The organism is Pseudomonas sp. EL_65y_Pfl2_R95 (assembly GCF_963971045.1).
In the GTDB taxonomy this organism is placed as follows: domain Bacteria; phylum Pseudomonadota; class Gammaproteobacteria; order Pseudomonadales; family Pseudomonadaceae; genus Aquipseudomonas.
In genome coordinates, this window is sequence record NZ_CAXAOV010000002.1 from 494214 (window position 1) to 512983 (window position 18770).

An 18770-nucleotide genomic window follows, 5' to 3' on the forward strand; every position below is an offset into this window, starting at 1 on the left:
TTTCCTTAACGGCTTTCGTCCAGACTGGCAGCGCGTGCATATGGCAGAGCGCCTTCAGTCACGTTGGTTCCAAGCTGCTGGGCATGCTGACGTACATAGGACGGCAAGCGCTGCTCATGCCATGTTGGCTCAGCTTTACTCGACGGTATCATGGATGTTCCCTGATCATCAGTGGTAAATCCGGCCAACATTGCAGGACCCTGAACCTGAACGTGGTTAAGCGCAGGCTGGTTAGCCGCTTGCTGGGCAAGTTCAGCGCCGGTCAGATCGTCCTGATTGTAGAGTCGCACGCCAGCCAACACCGCAACGGTCACCGAGGCGGCAACAGCCAGACGGCCCACAGCGCGCCATGGCCCACGGGTTACATTGCTCGGCATTTGCGGCACTGCTTCATCAGCAATAGCGGCAGACACAGCACTGGCGATATCCAAGCGCGGCTCAAGCAGCTCTTTATGCATCACTGCGCGAGCTATTTGGTAGCGCGACCATTTGCCGCGAAGTTCAGCGTCATTGCTGGCGCTGAGCACACGTCGCAGTTCCATTTCGTCCGCTTCGTTATCCATCACCGCGGACAGCGATTCCTGCAGGGCTTCACGACTCATAACGGTTCCTCTCTTGGCTGTCGCCGCGGTCTTAGGTGTCTTGCAACAAAGGCTGCAGTGACTTATCAATTGCTTCTCGCGCCCGGAAAATCCGCGAACGCACTGTACCGACTGGACACTGCATCACACTCGCAATGTCTTCATAACTGAGACCATCAAATTCACGCAATGTTAGGGCCGTGCGTAAATCTTCTGGTAATTGTTCGATGCAACGATGCACGGTGGCTTCAATTTCATCTCTCAGTAATGCCCGCTCTGGCGATTCGATATCTTTGAGGGCGTGATCCCCATCATAAAATTCGGCATCTTCAGCGCTTACATCACTATCTGGCGGACGACGACCGCGTGACACCAGATAATTCTTTGCCGTGTTAATGGCAATGCGGTACAGCCACGTATAGAACGCACTGTCACCGCGAAAGTTTCCTAATGCTCGATACGCTTTTACAAAAGCCTCTTGAGCAACATCCTGCGCCTCGTGGCTGTCGTGCACGAACCGCACGATCAGACCTAAAATCTTGTGCTGATACTTCAACACCAATAGATCAAATGCGCGCTTGTCGCCGCGTTGTACACGCTCAACAAGCTGCTGATCCTCTTCCTGGCTTAGCATGAACACTCCTTAGTGAATTGTGAGGAGTGCAGCGCCAGCCAATGACTCGGCTTGCAAAAATAGACTCGGGCGTTGCGCAAAAGTTCTCCCCTCCAACCAAGCTTCTTGCAGATTTTTTTCAGTTCTGCATGAAACTGCGCAGGCCAAGGCAACGCCTGTGACCTGCGCAAATAATCTTAGAACGTTTAGATTACCGCCAAAAGCCGCGATCTATAACCAAACCGCTACGATAAACAAACAATGTCCCTCTCCGGGTGACGGCTAATAGAACCCAAATACTTAAAAAAAGTTCCCTTAGTGTTCACACCGTATCAAGCCGGCTATTGTGACGCGCCCCCCCTCTATATACTAGAGGGGCATTCACGCGGAATCAGCTTAATGAGCCACCACTTTCAACATGACGTTCTGGTTATTGGCAGCGGCGCTGCTGGTCTTACCCTCGCCTTAACCTTGCCGGCGCACCTCAAGATCGCGGTACTCAGCAAAGGCGCGCTTGCCAATGGCTCGACTTTTTGGGCGCAAGGTGGTGTTGCGGCAGTGCTTGACGACCTCGACACCGTCGAGTCACATGTTGAAGATACCCTCAATGCTGGCGGTGGCTTGTGCCGTGAAGACGCCGTGCGCTTCACCGTTGAGCACAGCCGTGAGGCCATCCAATGGCTGATTGATCAAGGCGTGCCCTTCACCCGTGACGATGAAACTGCCCGCGAAGACGGCGGATTCGAGTTTCACCTGACCCGTGAGGGCGGTCATAGCCACCGACGCATTATTCACGCAGCCGATGCAACGGGCGCCGCAATATTCAAAACCCTGCTGGAGCAAGCCCAGCACCGGGATAACATTGAACTGCTTGAGCAGCGCGTGGCGGTTGATTTAATCACCGAGCGCAAGCTGGGCCTGGACGGTGAACGCTGTATCGGCGCCTACGTGCTTAACCGCGACACGGGCCAAGTCGACACCTACAGCGCACGCTTTGTGATTCTCGCCACCGGCGGCGCAGCCAAGGTCTACCTCTATACCAGCAACCCTGACGGCGCTTGCGGCGACGGCATTGCAATGGCCTGGCGCGCGGGCTGCCGGGTCGGCAATCTGGAGTTCAACCAGTTCCACCCGACCTGCCTGTATCACCCACAAGCAAAAAGCTTTCTGATCACCGAAGCCCTGCGCGGCGAAGGTGCGCACCTGAAACTCCCTAACGGTTCACGCTTTATGCAGCGCTTTGATAAGCGTGCCGAGCTTGCACCGCGCGATATCGTGGCCCGCGCGATCGACCATGAAATGAAACGCCTGGGGGTTGACTGCGTTTATCTCGATATCAGCCACAAACCAGCCGACTTTATCAAATCCCACTTCCCGACCGTTTATGAACGCTGCCTGGACTTCGGCATCGACATCACTAAACAACCCATCCCCGTGGTGCCAGCAGCGCACTACACGTGCGGTGGTGTAGTGGTTGATCAATCGGGACACACCGATGTTCCAGGCCTTTATGCCATCGGCGAAACCAGCTTTACCGGCCTACATGGCGCCAACCGTATGGCCAGCAACTCGCTGCTCGAATGCTTCGTTTATGCCAGGGCAGCAGCAGATGACATCGCCCGCCAGCTGGATGAGATTGCCACCCCGGCCGACTTGCCTGACTGGGATGCGAGCCAAGTTACCGACTCCGACGAAGACGTCATCATTGCGCACAACTGGGATGAGTTACGCCGGTTTATGTGGGACTACGTCGGCATTGTGCGCACCAACAAACGCCTGCAACGCGCTGAACACCGCGTGCGCCTGTTGCTGGATGAGATTGACGAGTTCTACAGCAACTACAAAGTCAGCCGTGACTTGATCGAACTGAGGAACCTTGCCCAAGTTGCAGAGTTGATTATTCGCTCTGCCATGCAGCGCAAGGAATCACGCGGCCTGCATTACACGCTGGACTACCCCAATATGCTCGCACTGGCTGAAGACACTATTCTGCAGCCGGCCACCTACGCGGGCTGAACTTAAGCCGCACGCGCAAACGCCGGTGCTCAGCACCGGTCATGGCATCCCGTGGGATACAGAGGGTATGTGCCATTGGAGTGCGAGCGGTATAGGGCATTAGCACTTGCGCCAACCTGGACGCCGCCCCCGGCGCCAGCCAGCGAAAGCGCAACACAATGACCCAAGGCAGGGCCAAACTGTCTGGCAACAACTCAACGGAGCGCCAGCCCTGTGCAGCGCTCCACAACTGCCAGTCATCGCCCACACGGCGCAAGGCAGTCAGCGCCTCGGGTGCGAGCAACGACACATGCCGCGCAAACACCCAAGCCCCGTGCGCCCCGCAAAGCAAGGTCGCACTGGTGCTCGCCCACACGGGCAAATCAATTACCCATACTGTTATCAGGGCGAGTAGCTGGATGCCCAGATAGAAAAACCGCAGCCACATTGAAGACTGCCAGCGAAACTCAAAATAACTACTTTGGCTGGACACGGTCCAAAATCATCCGAACCATGCGCTTGAGATCCGCATCTTCTGGCTCCGAGCGCTGCATAAACCAGCCAAACATGTCTTGATCTTCGCATTCGAGCAGTTTGACGTAGCGCGCTCTATCTTCAGGATCAAGGTCTGAATAAACTTCTTTGACAAAGGGCACCAGCAACACATCCAACTCAAGCATGCCGCGGCGGCTATGCCAGAAAAGACGATTGAGTTCAGTCGAGTCGACCATTGGACAGATCCTTGAGCAAGCCTGGCATTGATATAGCTCGCCAGTATACCGGCGAAAGCGCGTGCTGTTGACCCTGACTGTCGCAAAAGCAATCGCACGCTGGCGCTGACAAGCACTTTGTAGCCCTCTATGATGAGCACCTAACTCTTTTCCAGCGATACTTGATTGCCATGGTTGATACCGCGTTTTTTTGCATGCTCAGTCACGAAGGCATTCTCACCGTACGCGGCGCGGACGCTAATAAATTCTTGCAAGGCCAATTGACCTGCAACCTCAACTACTTAAGCGACAGTCATTCCAGCCTGGGCGCACGCTGCACGCCCAAAGGCCGAATGGTCTCCAGCTTCCGGGTAATTAGCGTCGCCGACGGCTACTTACTTGCGATGGCCCGTGAATTGGTCGAACCGCAACTCGCTGACCTGCAAAAATACGCGGTGTTTTCCAAGTCAAAACTGACCGATGAAACCAGCCAATGGGTACGCTTTGGTCTCAGCAACTGCGACAACGCATTGCTTGGCCTGGGGCTTGATCTCGACCAGAGCCAAGACAGCGTTGCCCGCAACGATCAGTTGATTGCCGTGCGCGTGGCTGAAAACTGCGCAGAACTCTGGGCACCCGCCGAGCAGGCACAGGCCCTGCAGAACCATTTGAGCGATCACGCCGCGCAGGCAGACCTTAATCAATGGCAACTGGCACTGATTCGTCAGGGTATCGGTCATGTTCAGGGCAGTACCCGCGAGGTGTTTATCCCGCAGATGCTCAACCTGCAAGCCTTGGGCGGCGTCAGCTTTAAAAAGGGCTGTTACACCGGCCAGGAAATCGTCGCGCGCATGCAGTACCTCGGCAAGCTCAAGCGCCGTTTGTACCGCCTGGCGATCGACGGCCAAGAATTACCTGCGCCTGGGACTGAGCTGTTTTCCAACGTACACAGCTCATCAGTGGGGGAAGTCGTGACAGCGGCTCACAGTGAAGCCGGCATTGAATTACTGGCGGTATTGCAGAATGACGCCGCTGAAAGTGCCGATCTAAGATTGGGCACCGCAGATGGCCCGACATTGAAACTGCTCGATTTGCCTTACACCCTGGATTCGGACCGCGATATCCAACGGTAATAGCCTGTATGCGGCAAACCTCATAAAAGCGAAGTACTACACGCGAAAAATCATGCCGCTGCGTACACTTCAAGTTGCCCAACCTATACGAGAACAACGATGAGCAAACTTGCCGAGAAGGTCCAACAGGAACTGATTGAGGCCATTGATAACGACCGACTGGTATTACCGACATTGCCAGAAGTGGCACTGAAAGTGCGTGATGCAGCCGAAGACCCGGACATCGGCGTACCGCAAATCAGCAAGGTAATCGGCAACGACGCAGCGCTCACCGCTCGCATTATCAAAGTGGTCAACAGTCCACTGTTGCGCTCAAGCCGCGAAATTACCGACTTGCAGATGGCGGTCAGCCGCTTGGGTATTAACTACACCTGCAACCTGGCAATTGGCCTAGCCATGGAGCAAATGTTTCAGGCAACCACGGATGTTGTCGATCGCAAGATGCGTGAAGTCTGGACGAAAAGTACAGAAATCGCAGGCATCTGCCATGTTCTCTGTCGTCACTACACGCGCCTGATGCCTGATCAAGCCACCCTTGCGGGGCTGGTGCATCAGATCGGCGTATTGCCGATTCTGACGTATGCGGAAGAAAACAGTGAGCTTATGGCCGACTCCATCAGCCTGAGCCATGTAATCGACAATATTCATCCGATTATCGGTGACCGAATTCTGCGCGCCTGGGACTTTCCGGAGCTGATCAGCATGGTGCCAAGCCAGCACTTGGACTTTACGCGCGACAGTGCCAAAGTCGATTATGTCGACATCGTGCAAGTGGCCACCTTGCAGAGCTATCTGGGCACCGATCACCCTTACACCCAGCTTGATTGGAGCCAGATTCCAGCGTTCTCAAAGCTGGGTCTTGACCCTAACGTTGACGTTCAGGAAGACCAGGATCTGGCAGCAGACATGGAAGCCGCCATGAAAATGCTGCAATGATCAGCAGCCAATAGAAGCCTGTCAGGCCTCCTTGGCATGCCCAAGGAGGCCTGCGCAGGATTAGACTGCCGCCGCAATAAACGACACTCGCACACGCAAGCCATTGCTCGGCGATTGATGAAGGCTGATATGCGCCTGATGCGCCCGGCATATCTCGCCAACAATCGCCAGTCCCAAGCCTGCGCCCGAGCCCTGCGCATTGCGCCGATAAAACCGCTCGAAGACCTTTTCGTGATCCGCCTGGGGAATGCCAGGGCCATCGTCCTCCACCTCAAGAACGCAAGGTTCGGCCACCCGAATGACCACATTGCCGCCCGCCGGGGTATGGGCAATGGCGTTATCCACCAGATTGGAGAGCAGCTCATTGAGCAGCGTTGGCTCACCATGCAGCCAAATTGGTTTATCCGCCTCCAATGCCAGCGAAACCCCACGAGCATGGGCCAATGGCGCCAACGCCAAACCCAATTCCCGCGCTAGCTGGCTAAGGTCAAGTTGCTGTGCACCACCTTCGGCGATAGCCCGTGCTCCGCTCTCGATCCTTGCCAGCGACAGCAACTGGTTAGCCAAGTGCGTCAGGCGATCGGTATTTTGCGCCGCATCTTCCAGGGTACTTTTCCACACCTCAGGTTGTTGCGAACGCAAGCCCAACTCGACCCTGGCCTTGATAGCCGCAAGTGGGGTGCGCAATTCATGGGCTGCATCGGCGATAAACTGTGACTGGCGCTCAAAGAGTTGGTGCAGGCGCTCATTAAATTGATTCAGCGCACCCACCAAAGGCCGCAACTCGCGCGGCATGTCGTCATCCGGCAACGGCCGCAGATCTTCCCGGGTGCGTGAGGACACAGTGCGGCGCAAGCGATTGAGCGGGCGCAAGGTAGCACTGACTGCCAGCCACACCAAAACCAGGGCACTGACCGACAATAACCCCATGCGCCACAGTGTGCCGTACAACAACTCACGAGCAAGACGTTCACGGGCGCCTTGAGTTTCTGCCACCCGAATCTCGGCCAAACCGTTTAACTGCGGTTCACTCACCGGCTGCCAAAGGCTGACGACACGCACGCCCTGTCCCCGGTACTGACCATCATAAAAGTGCGCCAATGCGGGATAATCATCTGTGCGCTTGGTGCCGGGCGGCGCCTTCGGCAAGTCGTCATAACCGGAGACCAAGGCGCCCTTCAAACCAATAACTTGATAGTAAATACGCCCGGCGCTGTCATAGGCGAAAGTGTCGAGCGCGACATAGGGCACATTGGCTCTAAGCCGGCCATCTTCGGCATACAGGCCATCGGCGATCGCCCGCGCCGAAGCCAGCAAGGTGCGGTCGTACGCCGTGTCGGCAGCGCGCCGGGCACTCAAATAAGCACTGACGCTGCTAACCAGCAAAATCACCGCCAGCAAAATCGCCAAACGCCACAGCAGGCGCCCACGCAAGCTACCCACTTCAGCCACTGACAGCCTCCAGCAGATAACCCAAACCTCTGAAGGTGACGATTTTTACCGCATTGCCTTCGAGCTTTTTGCGCAAACGGTGAATGTATATTTCAATCGCATCGGCACTGGCGTCTTCGTCCAGACCGAACACTTGCGCGGCCAATTGCTCCTTGCTCATAACCCGCCCCGGGCGAGCGATCATCGCCTCAAGCACCGCTTGCTCGCGGGAGGTCAAGGTGAGCAATTGATCCTGCAGGTGAAAACGTCGGGTCGCCAAGTCATAGACAAGATCGCCGCAGCGCTGGACTTGCTCCCCCCCCAGAACAGTGCGCCGCAGCAGGGCTTTGACCCGCGCTTCCAACTCGCTCAGTTCGAATGGTTTGGCCAGGTAGTCATCAGCGCCCAGGTTCAGCCCATGGACCCGATCCTTAACCTCCCCGCGTGCGGTGAGCATCAACACCGGCAAGGTATTACTACGGCCGCGCAAACGCGCCAGCACTTCGAAGCCGTCCATGCGCGGCAAGCCGATATCGAGAATGGCCAGTGCATATTGCTCGCTGCTCAAGGCAAGATCCGCCGCCACCCCGTCGTGCAACACATCAACAGTCCAGCCAGCACTCTTGAGCGCTTGCGCCACACTTGCCGCAAGTTGCGGATGGTCTTCTACCAACAGAATTCGCACCATCACCTCCGACGGGCAGTTAAAAGCAGCGCGGGAGTGTACCCCTGCTGAGGCATCTGTGAAGCAGGCTTTCGACACAGCGCTTTATGACAAAAACTTTTCAGCAATGAAAGGTTGCTGAAAGCTTGAGCCAATAGCATCGGTCTTAAGTGGCTCGATCCACTTACCCAAACGGTTAGCACAGTGGCGTGCAACCGTTACAAAAACAACAACAATGGAGACCACAGGATGCCATCAGCATCAAACAAGACACTTACGCCCGTTAATCTGCTAAGCGTAGCTGTCAGCACTGCCTTTCTCGCCCCAGTTGCCCATGCCGAGTTTTTCAAAGACAGCTCCGGCACCCTTACTGCCAACAATATTTACCTGAATCGCGATTTCCGTGAAGGCACTGGCCAGAACAAACGTGAAGAATGGGCCCAGGGTTTCATCTTCGATATTCAATCAGGTTACACCGAAGGCACCGTCGGTTTCGGCGTGGATGCACTGGGTTTGCTCGGTCTGAAACTGGATTCCAGCCCGGACCGAACCGGCACCGGCCTGCTGCCGACCCATGACGATGGCCGCGCTGCAGATGAGTATTCACACTTGGGCCTGACCGGCAAAGTTAAGGTTTCCGAGACCGAGTTGAAAGTCGGCACCTTGATGCCCGAACTGCCAACACTCAAGACCAACGACAGCCGTATTCTGCCGCAAACCTTTGAAGGCGGTCTGGTCACATCCAAAGACATCAGCAACCTGACCTTCACCGGCGGGCGTATCGATGAAACCAAGGACCGTGACTCCAGCAACAACCAAGACCTGGCGATCAACAACAAGAACGGCCGCTTTGCCAGCGCCGCGACTGCTGATCATTTAACCCTGGCAGGTGCCGACTACAAGTTCACTGACCGTATCACCGGCCGCTACCATTTCGCCGAACTGGACGACATTTACCGCCAACACTTCTTTGGCCTAAATGCCTCGCAGCCGGTTGGCCCGGGCACCTTTACCGCGGACCTGCGGCTCGCGCTCAGCGATGATCATGGCGCAGCCAATGCCGGTAAAGTCGATAACCGCGCACTTCACGGCATGCTCAGCTATGGCCTGAACGGTCATAAGCTAAGCTTGGCTTATCAAGATATGAGTGGCGATACCGGCTTTGCTTATGTCGATGGCACCGACCCCTTTCTGGTCAACTTTGTACAAATCAATGACTTCGCCAACGCCGATGAGCGCTCTTGGCAAGCTCGCTACGACTATAACTTCGCCGCATTTGGCGTGCCTGGCTTGAGCTTCCTGACGCGCTACATCAGCGGTAGTGATGCGCAGATCGCTGGCAGTGACGAGACCGGCGACGAATGGGAACGCGACATCGAATTCAAATACGTGGTCCAGAGCGGCCCAATGAAAGACCTTTACGTACGCCTGCGTAATGCATCTTTCCGCTCGGACTTTGCCCGCAACGCTGATGAAAACCGCATCGTGATCGGCTATTCACTAGCCGTCTGGTAAGCACAATAAAAACCCAAGAGGAACAGTCAATGAAAACTGCCTTTACCCGAATCGCTCTCGCAACAGCCTGCCTGGCATTTGCCGGCCAACTGCTCGCTGCTGAGCCAAAGCGTCCTGAATGTATCGCTCCAGCCAAACCAGGTGGCGGTTTCGACCTGACCTGCAAGCTGGCACAAAGCGGCCTGAAAGATGGCGGCCTGCTGAAAAAACCGATGCGCGTCACCTACATGCCGGGCGGCGTTGGCGCGGTGGCCTATAACGCTGTTGTTGCCCAGCGTGCCGATGATCCGGGCACCATTGTTGCGTTCTCCAGTGGCTCGTTGCTCAACTTGGCCCAAGGCAAGTTTGGCCGTTATGACGAGAGCGCCGTACGCTGGCTGGCGGCGGTTGGCACTGACTACGGTGCGATTACCGTGCGTGCAGATTCGCCTTACCAAAACCTTGATGATTTGATTCAGGCCCTGAAAAAAGACCCATCAAGCGTGGTGTTTGGCGCTGGCGCGACCATCGGCGGCCAAGACTGGATGCAAACCGCATTGATCGCCCGTGCAGCAGGTATCGACCCGAAAAACCTGCGTTATGTCGCCTTTGAAGGCGGCGGCGAAACCGTTACCGCGATGCTCGGCGGTCATGTTCAGGTCACCAGCAGCGGCTTGGGTGAAGTCACGCCACAGATCGAAGCGAAGAAAATCCGCATTCTGGCGGTTCTGTCTGATGAGCGCCTGCCGGGCAAACTGGCGGATATCCCAACCGCCAAAGAGCAAGGCTACGACATTAGCTGGCCAGTTATCCGCGGCTTCTACGTGGGCCCGGAAGTAAGTGATGAACAGTACAACTGGTGGAAACAGCAGTTCGACACCATGCTCGCCAGCGAAGACTTCGCCAAGCTGCGTGAACAACGTGATCTGCTGCCCCTGTCGCTGACCGGTGATGAGTTGAAAGCGTTCGTCTTCAAGCAAGTTGAAGACTACAAGAAGCTCGCCGGCGAATTCGGTCTGGTTCAGCAACCCTGAGCCTAACTGACGTGGGTGCAAGCTAGCGCTTGCATCCACTCACTAGACGCCCACCGCGCCTCATTTTTTACGAGACTTCCGCCATGTATGTCCGCTTGTTCTCTGCGATCTGGTTGCTGCTATGCATCTCGCTCGCCTTCGTCGCTTGGGGTTTCCAAGCACCCTTCGCCTACGACCCAGTGGGTCCACGCGCTTATCCGCTGCTGTTACTGGCGCTGATGGGGGCTGGCTCGTTGTGGCTGGTCATCAAACCGGGTCTGATGGAACAACAGCTGCACATTCCGACCATGAAACGGTCGGCCATGTGTGTGCTCGTACTGCTGGCTTATGCCCTGACGTTTGAACCCCTGGGTTTTGTTTTAAGCACCACTGTCGCGGTATTCCTGCTTGGTTTGCTGTTCACCGGTCGCCCAGTACCCTGCCTGATCAGCGCTGTGCTGATGGGTATTTTGCTTTTCGTGTTATTTGATTATTTGCTGGATGTGCCTCTGCCGCTTGGCGTGCTAGAAGCCTACGTGGAGGGTTGAGATGGAAACGCTAACTTATTTAATGCAAGGCTTTGATGTCGCTACCCGCCCTGCCAACCTGCTGGTCGCGTTGTTCGGCGCATTCGTCGGCACCATCGTCGGCTTGCTGCCGGGCCTGGGCCCAATCAACGGCGTGGCCCTGCTGCTACCGTTGGCATTCGCCTTGGGCTTACCCCCGGAGACCGCGCTGATTCTGTTGGCGGCGGTGTATCTGGGCTGCGAATACGGCGGTCGTATTTCGGCCATTTTGCTCAACGTACCGGGCGATGCAGCTGCGGTAATGACCACCCTCGACGGCTATCCATTGGCACGCCAGGGTAAAGCTGGCATTGCCCTCTCGTTGTCAGCTGTCAGCTCGTTTATCGGCAGCATTATCGCCACCTGCGGTGTGGTGTTATTTGCACCATTGCTGGCCAAGTGGGCCGTGGCATTTGGCCCTGCCGAGTACTTTGTGCTGATGATTTTCGCAATCGCCTGCCTCGGCGGTATGGTCGGCGACAAACCGGTAAAAACCCTGATGGCTGCGCTGATTGGCTTGGCATTGGCCACTGTCGGGGTTGACTCAACCACCGGGGTCTACCGCTTTACCTTCGGCAGCGTCAGCCTCTCGGACGGTATACAGTTCGTCATCGTGGTGATCGGTTTCTTCAGCGTCAGCGAAGTCTTGTTGATGCTGGAAAAAACCCACAACGGGCAAAAAGCGGTTAAGGCCAGTGGCCGTCTGTTGTTCAACTTCAAAGAGTTCTGCTTCACCTTCTGGACCATGGTGCGCAGCGCGGTTGCAGGCTTTGTGATTGGCACCTTGCCAGGCGCCGGTGCAACCATTGCCAGCGCCATGACCTACATGACTGAAAAGCGCATGGCAGGCGACAACGGCAAATTCGGCGAAGGTGACTTGCGCGGTCTTGCAGCACCTGAAGCGGCCAACAATGCCTCGGCCTGCGGCTCACTGATTCCAATGCTGACGCTGGGTGTTCCGGGTTCCGGCACCACGGCGGTGATGATCGGCGCACTGACGCTTTACAACATCACGCCTGGCCCACTGCTCTTCGAACAGCAGCCTGATGTCGTCTGGGGCCTGATCGCTTCGCTGTTTATCGGCAACGTGATTCTGCTGGTAATGAACATCCCGCTGGTTGGCTTGTTCTCACGCATGCTGAGCGTGCCGAACTGGGTACTGGTTCCGGCTATCACGGTAATCAGTATGGTCGGTGTGTATGCCGTGCACAGCACCACATTCGACCTGGTGCTGATGATTCTGCTAGGGGTATTCGGCTACATATTACGCAAGCTCGACTTCCCGCTTTCGGCGGTGATTCTCGGCTTCGTTTTGGGTGAGCTCATGGAAGACAATCTGCGCCGCGCCCTGTCGATCTCTGCTGGTGACCTGAATATTCTCTGGTCCAGCCCGATCACGCTTATTCTCTGGGCGCTGGTGGTAGTGATGCTGTCCCTGCCGGGTTTCCGTTGGTGGCGCGCGCGCAAAGCACGCATTGCACATGCCTAACCTGCCCTTCCTGGCTCGCCTGCCCGAGTGGTGGGCAACGCCGCTGATCGGTGCGGTCGGTGGTTACCTGGCCAGCCTTGTTGGCTGGCCTTTGCCCTGGATTATCGGCTCACTGCTCGCGGTCATTATTGCCCGCTGCAGTGGCTGGCTGGTGAGCGAGGTTCCTTCCGGTCGCAAAGCTGGCCAATGGATTGTCTCCAGCGCTATCGGCCTGCACTTCACCAGTGAAGTCATGGTTCAACTGCAAAGCCACTTCGGGGTGATTCTTGCCGGTGCATTCTGCACCCTGCTCCTGAGTGTGATCGGCATTGCGCTGTTGCGCAGGTCGGGTGTTGATCGCGCCACGGCGTTTTTCTCAAGCATGCCGGGTGGCGCCAGCGAGATGGTCAATTTCGCCCAACGTCACAATGCTCAAACGGCCCGTGTTGCGGCCGCCCACAGCATGCGTTTGTTGCTTGTGGTATTGATCGTACCGGCATTATTCACTTGGAGCCTGCCACCCATGGAGCGTCCTGCTCCGGCACCGGTTGACTGGATGTGGCTGGCCATACTGATGCCTGCCGGTGCGGTATTGGCGCTTATCTGGGGCGCGCTCAAGCAGCCCAACCCCTGGATGCTCGGCCCACTCACAGCCTGCGCAATTGCCGCTTGCACCTTTGACCTGCACATCGGGTTGCCGCCGGGCATGGGTCAGGTTGGCCAATGGCTGATTGGCTGCGCACTGGGTTGTCACTTCGACCGTGCATTTTTCCGCAGCGCACCGGGTTTTCTACTGCGCATCTTGTTGTTCACCCTTTTGGCTATGCTGACCGCCGTTCTACTCGCCAAAGGCTTAGGCCTGATTGCCGAACAAGACTCAACTTCGTTGATGCTGGGCATGATGCCGGGCGGCATTACTGAACTCTGCCTCACCGCTGAGGCCTTACAACTGTCGGTGGCGTTGGTGACCGCGCTGCAAGTGCTGCGCTTGTTTATGGTGATGTTCCTGGCCGAACCTTTATTTAAGGTGTGGCAGAAGACGTAAGCCAACACATGCGCCCATAAGAACCACGTTTAACCCGCCACCTGTGCGGGTTCTTTTTTAGTGGATATTTCAAAACGCAGTTGTCCTGCGCAAGCTGTCATAAGCTAGGCGTATATAGATTCTGCAACAGTTAGGGACTGAGGCACGTTTAATGATCGGGTCGAGCAAGAAACTCAAAGGTCTGATGGGTATAAGCCTGCTCTGCCTCACGCTGAGTGCCTGCAGCATGGTCGGCTTCTCATACAAGCACATTGACTGGTGGTTGATGTGGAAGATTGATGACGCGCTCAATCTGACCTCCGAGCAAAAAGACCTGCTCAAGCCTCAGTTGCAAACGCTCTTGAACTGGCACTGCAGCGCAGAGCTGCCCAATACCATCAGTTGGCTGGAGCAGACCCAGCAATTACTTGAACAACCGGCGCCAAGCAGCGAAGCCATCAGCCTGCAACTCAATCAGGTCGACAGTGCCTTCAAACGCATCGCCAGAAAAATCACACCAACAGCCACCGAGTTGCTGAGTAGCCTGTCGGACCGGCAAGTGGCAGATTTGTATGAGTCGCTGGAAGAGCAAAATGAGCAGGACCAACAAGAATTTATCGAACCGCCGCTGGCTACCCAGATCAGTGAACGCAGCGCGCGCATGCAAGAGCGCCTTGAGCCTTGGTTCGGCACGTTAAGCCCACAACAGGAAAGACGAATCGATGCCTGGTCCGCCAGCCTTGGCCCACAAAACCGCATTTGGCTGGACAACCGTGCCGCCTGGCAGAACGCGCTACACAGCGCGTTAAAGACGCGCCGTACCGACGCATTCGCCGCGCGGCTGCGACCCTTGCTGGAATCACGCGAAGAATTCTATACCGCTGACTACAAGCAAGGGTATTCCAGGGCCCAAGCGGCGCTCGCCACACTATTGAGCGACTTGATCAGTCAAGCCAGCGAGGAGCAGCACACAGCGATCAGCAAGCGCTTGAGTAAGTTTCAGGATCAACTCAGGCAACAGGTGTGCATTCCTGCCGCGCCCTGAGTTACCAAGCGGTGTATCAACCCACTCAGCTGAGTGGTTGAACCTCTGCTGGCAGCTTCCAGTTGATCGTCGGCAACTCATGCTGCTGGAGAAATTTATTCGCACGGCTGAAGTGACCATTGCCAATAAAGCCTCGATAGGCCGACAAAGGCGATGGGTGCACCGAACGCAAGACCAAGTGTTTGGTGCTATCAATCAGCTTTTCCTTGCTTTGCGCATGGGCGCCCCAAAGCATAAACACCACATGCTGCTGTTGCCTGCTGACAGTTTCAATCACCTTATCAGTAAACAAATGCCAACCTTTCTTGGCGTGGGAGCCTGCGTTTGCTCGCTCTACGGTCAGCGAGGTGTTCAGCAGCAGCACGCCCTGCTCCGCCCATGACTGCAAATAGCCGTGCCCCGCGATATCAATATTAAGATCGCGCTTAAGCTCTTTGTAGATATTGAGCAAGGACGGCGGCGTGGCAATGCCCGGCTGCACCGAGAAACACATGCCATGTGCCTGACCCGGTCCGTGGTAAGGATCCTGGCCGATTATCACGACCTTGACCTGCGCCAGCGGCGTCGAATTAAAGGCATTGAAAATCATCGGCCCCGGCGGATAGACCTCTTTCCCTGCGGCTTTCTCTATACGCAAGAACTCACCCAACTGCTTCATGTAGGGCTGTTCAAATTCATTACTCAACGCCGCTTTCCAGCCTGCTTCAAGTTTGACGCGGTCACCTGCGGTCATATCTACCTTCATGCCCAACACAAACACTAAACAATATAAGGGCGCACGCTAGAGAACCCGCCTTGGCAAGTCAAGGCAAGCACTAATGAGCCTGCATCACAGGCTTGGATACAGCTTGTGAGCAGCGAGGAATCGGCCAAGACTGAAACTCTACCGCCAAGGATACGGACATGAACACTTCTCTCGACATAGATCCAGATTCCGTTGCAATCGAGCCCCACTTCAGCCGTGAACAGCTTGAGCAGGCCTTGCAGCACTCACCCTTCGCCCAGATGATTGGCTTTAGCCTGACGCACTTCAGCGCCGGGGCGATTGAGATGGAAGTGGTGCCACGCAAGGAGTTGACGCAGCACCATGGTTTCGTCCACGGCGCGGTGATCGGTTTTATGATCGACAGCGCTTGCGCATGGGCAGCGGCCTCGCTGGTCGGCGATGTGGTCACCAGTGAATACAAGGTCAATATGCTCGCACCGGCGCTCGGCGAGAAATTGATTTGCCGCAGTGATGTAATCAAAGCCGGCAAACGCCAAGTGGTGACCCGTGCGGATGTATTCGCCGTGCGTGACGGCAAACAGAAAATGGTTGCCACCGGCCTTGCGACCATCGCCCGGGTTTAGTCGATGGCATTTCGTAGGGTGCGTCAACGCGAAGCTTGGCCACCCTGGGTCAATTAATAATCGTATGTGCCCGCGCAAATGGTGGCCGAAACGAGCGTCGACCACCCTGAGCGTCAACAGCGCGAGGCGTCAATCAGCCTTGATGCAGCGCGCGGTAATGGCTGGGCGCCATACCGACGACTTTGCGAAACAGCCGCGAGAAGTAATACACATCCTCATAACCAAGCTGCTCGGCGACTTGGCGAATGCTTTGTTCGCCTTCATCGAGCAGGCGACAGGCGTGGGCCATTTTAAGTTGAATAAAATCCTGAATCGGCGCCTGTCCGGTCAAGGCACGGTAAGTCTTGGCAAAATGAAAGCGCGATAATTTGAACTGCGCAGCCAGTTCATCGAGATTGAGGCTGTCATGCAGGTGCGCGCGCATCACCGCTTGCACGGCATCAATATCCAACACCCGGCCAGACTTCAATTTAACCCGCGCAGGCAGTACCGCCAACGACGCTAACAACGCCTGCAGCTGATGCGCCGCATAGATGAAGTGGCGCAGGCTCAACCCCTCCTTACGCAGGTTGAGCAGTGCATCCAGCTCGGCCAGCAACCGCGGCTGTACGCCAATTCGCCACAGCGGGCCTTTGCCAAGCGGGCGTAAAAACTCGCCCACCAGCTCACCATCAAAGTGAATCCAATAGATTGTCCACGGCTTAAGGCTGTCAGCACCATAGGCATGTTCCTGGTCTTTGGGCAGAAGCAATAAATCACCGCCAGCAACATCCAATCGTCCATCAGCTGTCTCAAGCCAGCCCTGCCCTGAACGGCAGTAGATCAGCAAATAGTCGTCAGGTGCCGAGCGTTGCATGCGGTGGCTCGATGCATTCGGGTAAAAACCCAGAGCCAATGGGTAACAACCTTGAGTCAGTGAATTACGTGCCATAACCCGGCGCAGGCGCGGCGGTGTAATAAAACGCAAGCCATTGGCTGGCAAGGGCCAGCTGGAGGTTTCAACTTGACTGCTCATCGACTATTGCCCATCGCTAACCTTGGCGTAGATCGACGTTATATCAGTCTACAAAACCAAGATAGTCCATTCGCGTCACAAGATCGTCAATCCACAAGCCCCAGTACAAGCGCTATAACAGTATGAAAATAACAATCAGACCCTAAAGCGCTGCGCCCATATCGCGGGCGCCGTTGAGGTCTTCAGCGGAGGCAAGATGTCCAGGACAATTCCCCAGTTGATCGAAGGCGAATGGCAGCAAAGTCGCAGCAGTGAATTTATCGAAGTCACCGACCCGGCCACCCAAGAGGTGCTTGCGCTCGCGCCCAAAGCCACTGCTGAAGAGATCGAAACAGCGATAGCCAGCGCCAAGGCTGCATTCCTCACATGGCGCGAAGTGCCGGTGCCAGAGCGCGCACGGGTCATGCTGCGTTATCAGCATCTGCTCAAGGAACACCACGACGAACTTGCCGAAATTCTTGCACAAGAAACCGGCAAAACCCTTGCCGATGCCAAAGGCGATGTCTGGCGCGGCATCGAGGTGGTTGAGCAAGCCGCCAATATCGCCAGCCTGATGATGGGCGAGACCGCCGAGAATGTGGCCCGCGATATCGATACCGCCAGCTGGATTCAGCCGCTCGGCGTATGCGTAGGGATTACGCCGTTTAACTTTCCAGCCATGATTCCACTGTGGATGTTCCCGCTGGCCATTGCCGCTGGTAACACTTTTATTCTCAAGCCTTCTGAACAAGACCCACTGACACCCAACCGTCTTGCTGAACTGTTTATTGAAGCCGGCGCCCCCAAAGGCGTGCTGCAAGTGCTGCATGGCGCCCGCGAAGTGGTCGACAGCCTGCTGACTCACCCGGATGTGCGTGCAATCTCCTTTGTCGGCTCAGTCCCGGTTGGCCAGCACGTTTACCGCACCGGCACCGCCCACCTTAAACGGGTGCAAGCCTTCGCCGGGGCAAAAAACCACATGGTGATCATGCCCGACGCCAATAAAGATCAGGTCTTGAGCAACTTGCTTGGCGCCAGTTGCGGCGCCGCCGGTCAGCGGTGCATGGCGATCAGCGTGGCGGTATTTGTCGGCGAATCGAGTCAATGGATCGAACAACTACGCGACCAGATGGCCGAACTTAAGCCAGGTTATTGGAATGACAACGCTGCTGCTTACGGGCCATTGATCAACCAGCAAGCCAAACAGCGGGTGCTGCGCCTCATCGCCGAAGGCAAAGCCGAGGGCGCAGAATGCTTGCTCGACGGCTCGCAGTGTCAGGTTGAAGGCTACCCGAATGGCAATTGGGTTGGCCCGACGCTGTTTAGCGGCGTGACCCAGAAGATGGCGCTGTACCGCGAAGAAATCTTTGGCCCGGTGTTGGTGTGCATGCAGGTCGATACGCTGGAGCAAGCCATTGAACTGGTCAACGCCAGTCCGTACGGCAACGGCACCTCGATCTTCACCCGCTCCGGCGGTGCCGCGCGGCGCTATCAGCATGCCGTTGAAGTGGGTCAGGTCGGAATCAACGTCCCCGTGCCTGTGCCTCTGCCGTTCTTCTCGTTTACCGGCTGGAAAGGTTCGTTCTACGGCGACCTGCACGCCTATGGTAAACAAGGCGTGCGCTTTTTCACTGAAACCAAAACCGTCACCAGTCGCTGGTTTGATGAAGACTCAGTGGCCAGCCACAACATGACCATTCAACTCAAGTAACTCGCAACGAGTGAGTCCCTGAAATGGCAGGTGACTCACCCC

19 protein-coding genes are annotated in these 18770 nt (G+C 56.2%); 11 read left to right on the plus strand and 8 right to left on the minus strand.

Annotated features, from left to right (window positions below):
- Window positions 1-5: 5 nt before the first annotated feature.
- Both AACY09_RS10135 and rpoE read right to left on the minus strand, forming a co-directional pair.
- Window positions 6-602, minus strand: coding sequence for a sigma-E factor negative regulatory protein (locus AACY09_RS10135; RefSeq protein ID WP_339487634.1), 597 nt, complete (start codon window positions 600-602; stop codon window positions 6-8).
- Window positions 603-633: 31 nt separating this feature from the next.
- A complete protein-coding gene (rpoE, locus tag AACY09_RS10140) occupies window positions 634-1215 on the minus strand; it encodes an RNA polymerase sigma factor RpoE (RefSeq protein ID WP_339487636.1) in 582 nt (193 codons plus the stop codon).
- Between the two features lie 378 nt (window positions 1216-1593).
- On the opposite strand from rpoE, the gene nadB reads away from it, so the two are divergent.
- Window positions 1594-3210 (plus strand): L-aspartate oxidase, encoded by a 1617-nt coding sequence (nadB, locus tag AACY09_RS10145; protein ID WP_339487638.1) that lies wholly within the window; start codon window positions 1594-1596, stop codon window positions 3208-3210.
- Here nadB and AACY09_RS10150 read toward each other — a convergent pair.
- Together AACY09_RS10150 and AACY09_RS10155 are read right to left on the minus strand one after the other, a co-directional pair.
- On the minus strand, window positions 3179-3682 hold the full coding sequence (locus tag AACY09_RS10150) for a hypothetical protein (RefSeq protein WP_339487641.1): 504 nt from the start codon (window positions 3680-3682) through the stop codon (window positions 3179-3181). The genes nadB and AACY09_RS10150 overlap by 32 nt on opposite strands.
- Window positions 3666-3920, minus strand: coding sequence for an FAD assembly factor SdhE (locus AACY09_RS10155; protein ID WP_339487643.1), 255 nt, complete (start codon window positions 3918-3920; stop codon window positions 3666-3668). Before AACY09_RS10155 ends, AACY09_RS10150 begins: the two co-directional genes overlap by 17 nt.
- Before the next feature lie 170 nt (window positions 3921-4090).
- On the opposite strand from AACY09_RS10155, the gene ygfZ reads away from it, so the two are divergent.
- Together ygfZ and AACY09_RS10165 are read left to right on the plus strand one after the other, a co-directional pair.
- The gene (ygfZ, locus tag AACY09_RS10160) at window positions 4091-5032 is read left to right on the plus strand and encodes a CAF17-like 4Fe-4S cluster assembly/insertion protein YgfZ (RefSeq protein ID WP_339487645.1); all 942 of its coding nucleotides are present in this window, start codon (window positions 4091-4093) and stop codon (window positions 5030-5032) included.
- 99 nt (window positions 5033-5131) lie between these two features.
- Entirely contained in the window at window positions 5132-5968 is an 837-nt protein-coding gene (locus tag AACY09_RS10165) for an HDOD domain-containing protein (protein WP_339487646.1), read from the plus strand.
- Between the two features lie 60 nt (window positions 5969-6028).
- Here the strand turns inward: AACY09_RS10165 and AACY09_RS10170 are convergent, their stop codons facing one another.
- Together AACY09_RS10170 and AACY09_RS10175 are read right to left on the minus strand one after the other, a co-directional pair.
- Window positions 6029-7420, minus strand: coding sequence for a sensor histidine kinase (locus AACY09_RS10170; RefSeq protein WP_339487647.1), 1392 nt, complete (start codon window positions 7418-7420; stop codon window positions 6029-6031).
- The gene (locus AACY09_RS10175) at window positions 7413-8084 is read right to left on the minus strand and encodes a response regulator (RefSeq protein WP_339487648.1); all 672 of its coding nucleotides are present in this window, start codon (window positions 8082-8084) and stop codon (window positions 7413-7415) included. The genes AACY09_RS10170 and AACY09_RS10175 overlap by 8 nt, the downstream gene beginning before the upstream one ends.
- Before the next feature lie 228 nt (window positions 8085-8312).
- On the opposite strand from AACY09_RS10175, the gene AACY09_RS10180 reads away from it, so the two are divergent.
- The 6 genes from AACY09_RS10180 to AACY09_RS10205 all read left to right on the plus strand — a co-directional run bounded on the left by AACY09_RS10180 (window position 8313) and on the right by AACY09_RS10205 (window position 14673).
- On the plus strand, window positions 8313-9578 hold the full coding sequence (locus AACY09_RS10180; RefSeq protein ID WP_339487649.1) for an OprD family porin: 1266 nt from the start codon (window positions 8313-8315) through the stop codon (window positions 9576-9578).
- A 29-nt stretch (window positions 9579-9607) separates the two neighbouring features.
- Complete coding sequence (locus AACY09_RS10185) at window positions 9608-10591, plus strand: Bug family tripartite tricarboxylate transporter substrate binding protein (protein ID WP_339487651.1); 984 nt, start codon at window positions 9608-9610, stop codon at window positions 10589-10591.
- A gap of 83 nt (window positions 10592-10674) precedes the next feature.
- On the plus strand, window positions 10675-11118 hold the full coding sequence (locus AACY09_RS10190) for a tripartite tricarboxylate transporter TctB family protein (protein WP_339487652.1): 444 nt from the start codon (window positions 10675-10677) through the stop codon (window positions 11116-11118).
- A 1-nt stretch (window position 11119) separates the two neighbouring features.
- Window positions 11120-12625: a tripartite tricarboxylate transporter permease gene (locus tag AACY09_RS10195; RefSeq protein WP_339487654.1), complete on the plus strand. Its 1506-nt coding sequence runs from the start codon at window positions 11120-11122 to the stop codon at window positions 12623-12625.
- The gene (locus tag AACY09_RS10200; protein ID WP_339487656.1) at window positions 12618-13649 is read left to right on the plus strand and encodes an AbrB family transcriptional regulator; all 1032 of its coding nucleotides are present in this window, start codon (window positions 12618-12620) and stop codon (window positions 13647-13649) included. Before AACY09_RS10195 ends, AACY09_RS10200 begins: the two co-directional genes overlap by 8 nt.
- 151 nt (window positions 13650-13800) lie before the next feature.
- On the plus strand, window positions 13801-14673 hold the full coding sequence (locus tag AACY09_RS10205) for a DUF6279 family lipoprotein (RefSeq protein WP_339487659.1): 873 nt from the start codon (window positions 13801-13803) through the stop codon (window positions 14671-14673).
- Between the two features lie 25 nt (window positions 14674-14698).
- On the opposite strand, the gene ung is transcribed toward AACY09_RS10205, so the two are convergent.
- On the minus strand, window positions 14699-15406 hold the full coding sequence (gene ung / locus AACY09_RS10210) for a uracil-DNA glycosylase (protein ID WP_339487660.1): 708 nt from the start codon (window positions 15404-15406) through the stop codon (window positions 14699-14701).
- A 170-nt stretch (window positions 15407-15576) separates the two neighbouring features.
- On the opposite strand from ung, the gene AACY09_RS10215 reads away from it, so the two are divergent.
- Complete coding sequence (locus AACY09_RS10215; RefSeq protein WP_339487662.1) at window positions 15577-16023, plus strand: PaaI family thioesterase; 447 nt, start codon at window positions 15577-15579, stop codon at window positions 16021-16023.
- Window positions 16024-16156: 133 nt separating this feature from the next.
- Here the strand turns inward: AACY09_RS10215 and AACY09_RS10220 are convergent, their stop codons facing one another.
- Entirely contained in the window at window positions 16157-17038 is an 882-nt protein-coding gene (locus AACY09_RS10220) for an AraC family transcriptional regulator (RefSeq protein ID WP_339487665.1), read from the minus strand.
- 196 nt (window positions 17039-17234) lie between these two features.
- On the opposite strand from AACY09_RS10220, the gene AACY09_RS10225 reads away from it, so the two are divergent.
- A complete protein-coding gene (locus AACY09_RS10225) occupies window positions 17235-18728 on the plus strand; it encodes a CoA-acylating methylmalonate-semialdehyde dehydrogenase (protein ID WP_339487667.1) in 1494 nt (497 codons plus the stop codon).
- The last annotated feature ends 42 nt before the right edge of the window (window positions 18729-18770 follow it).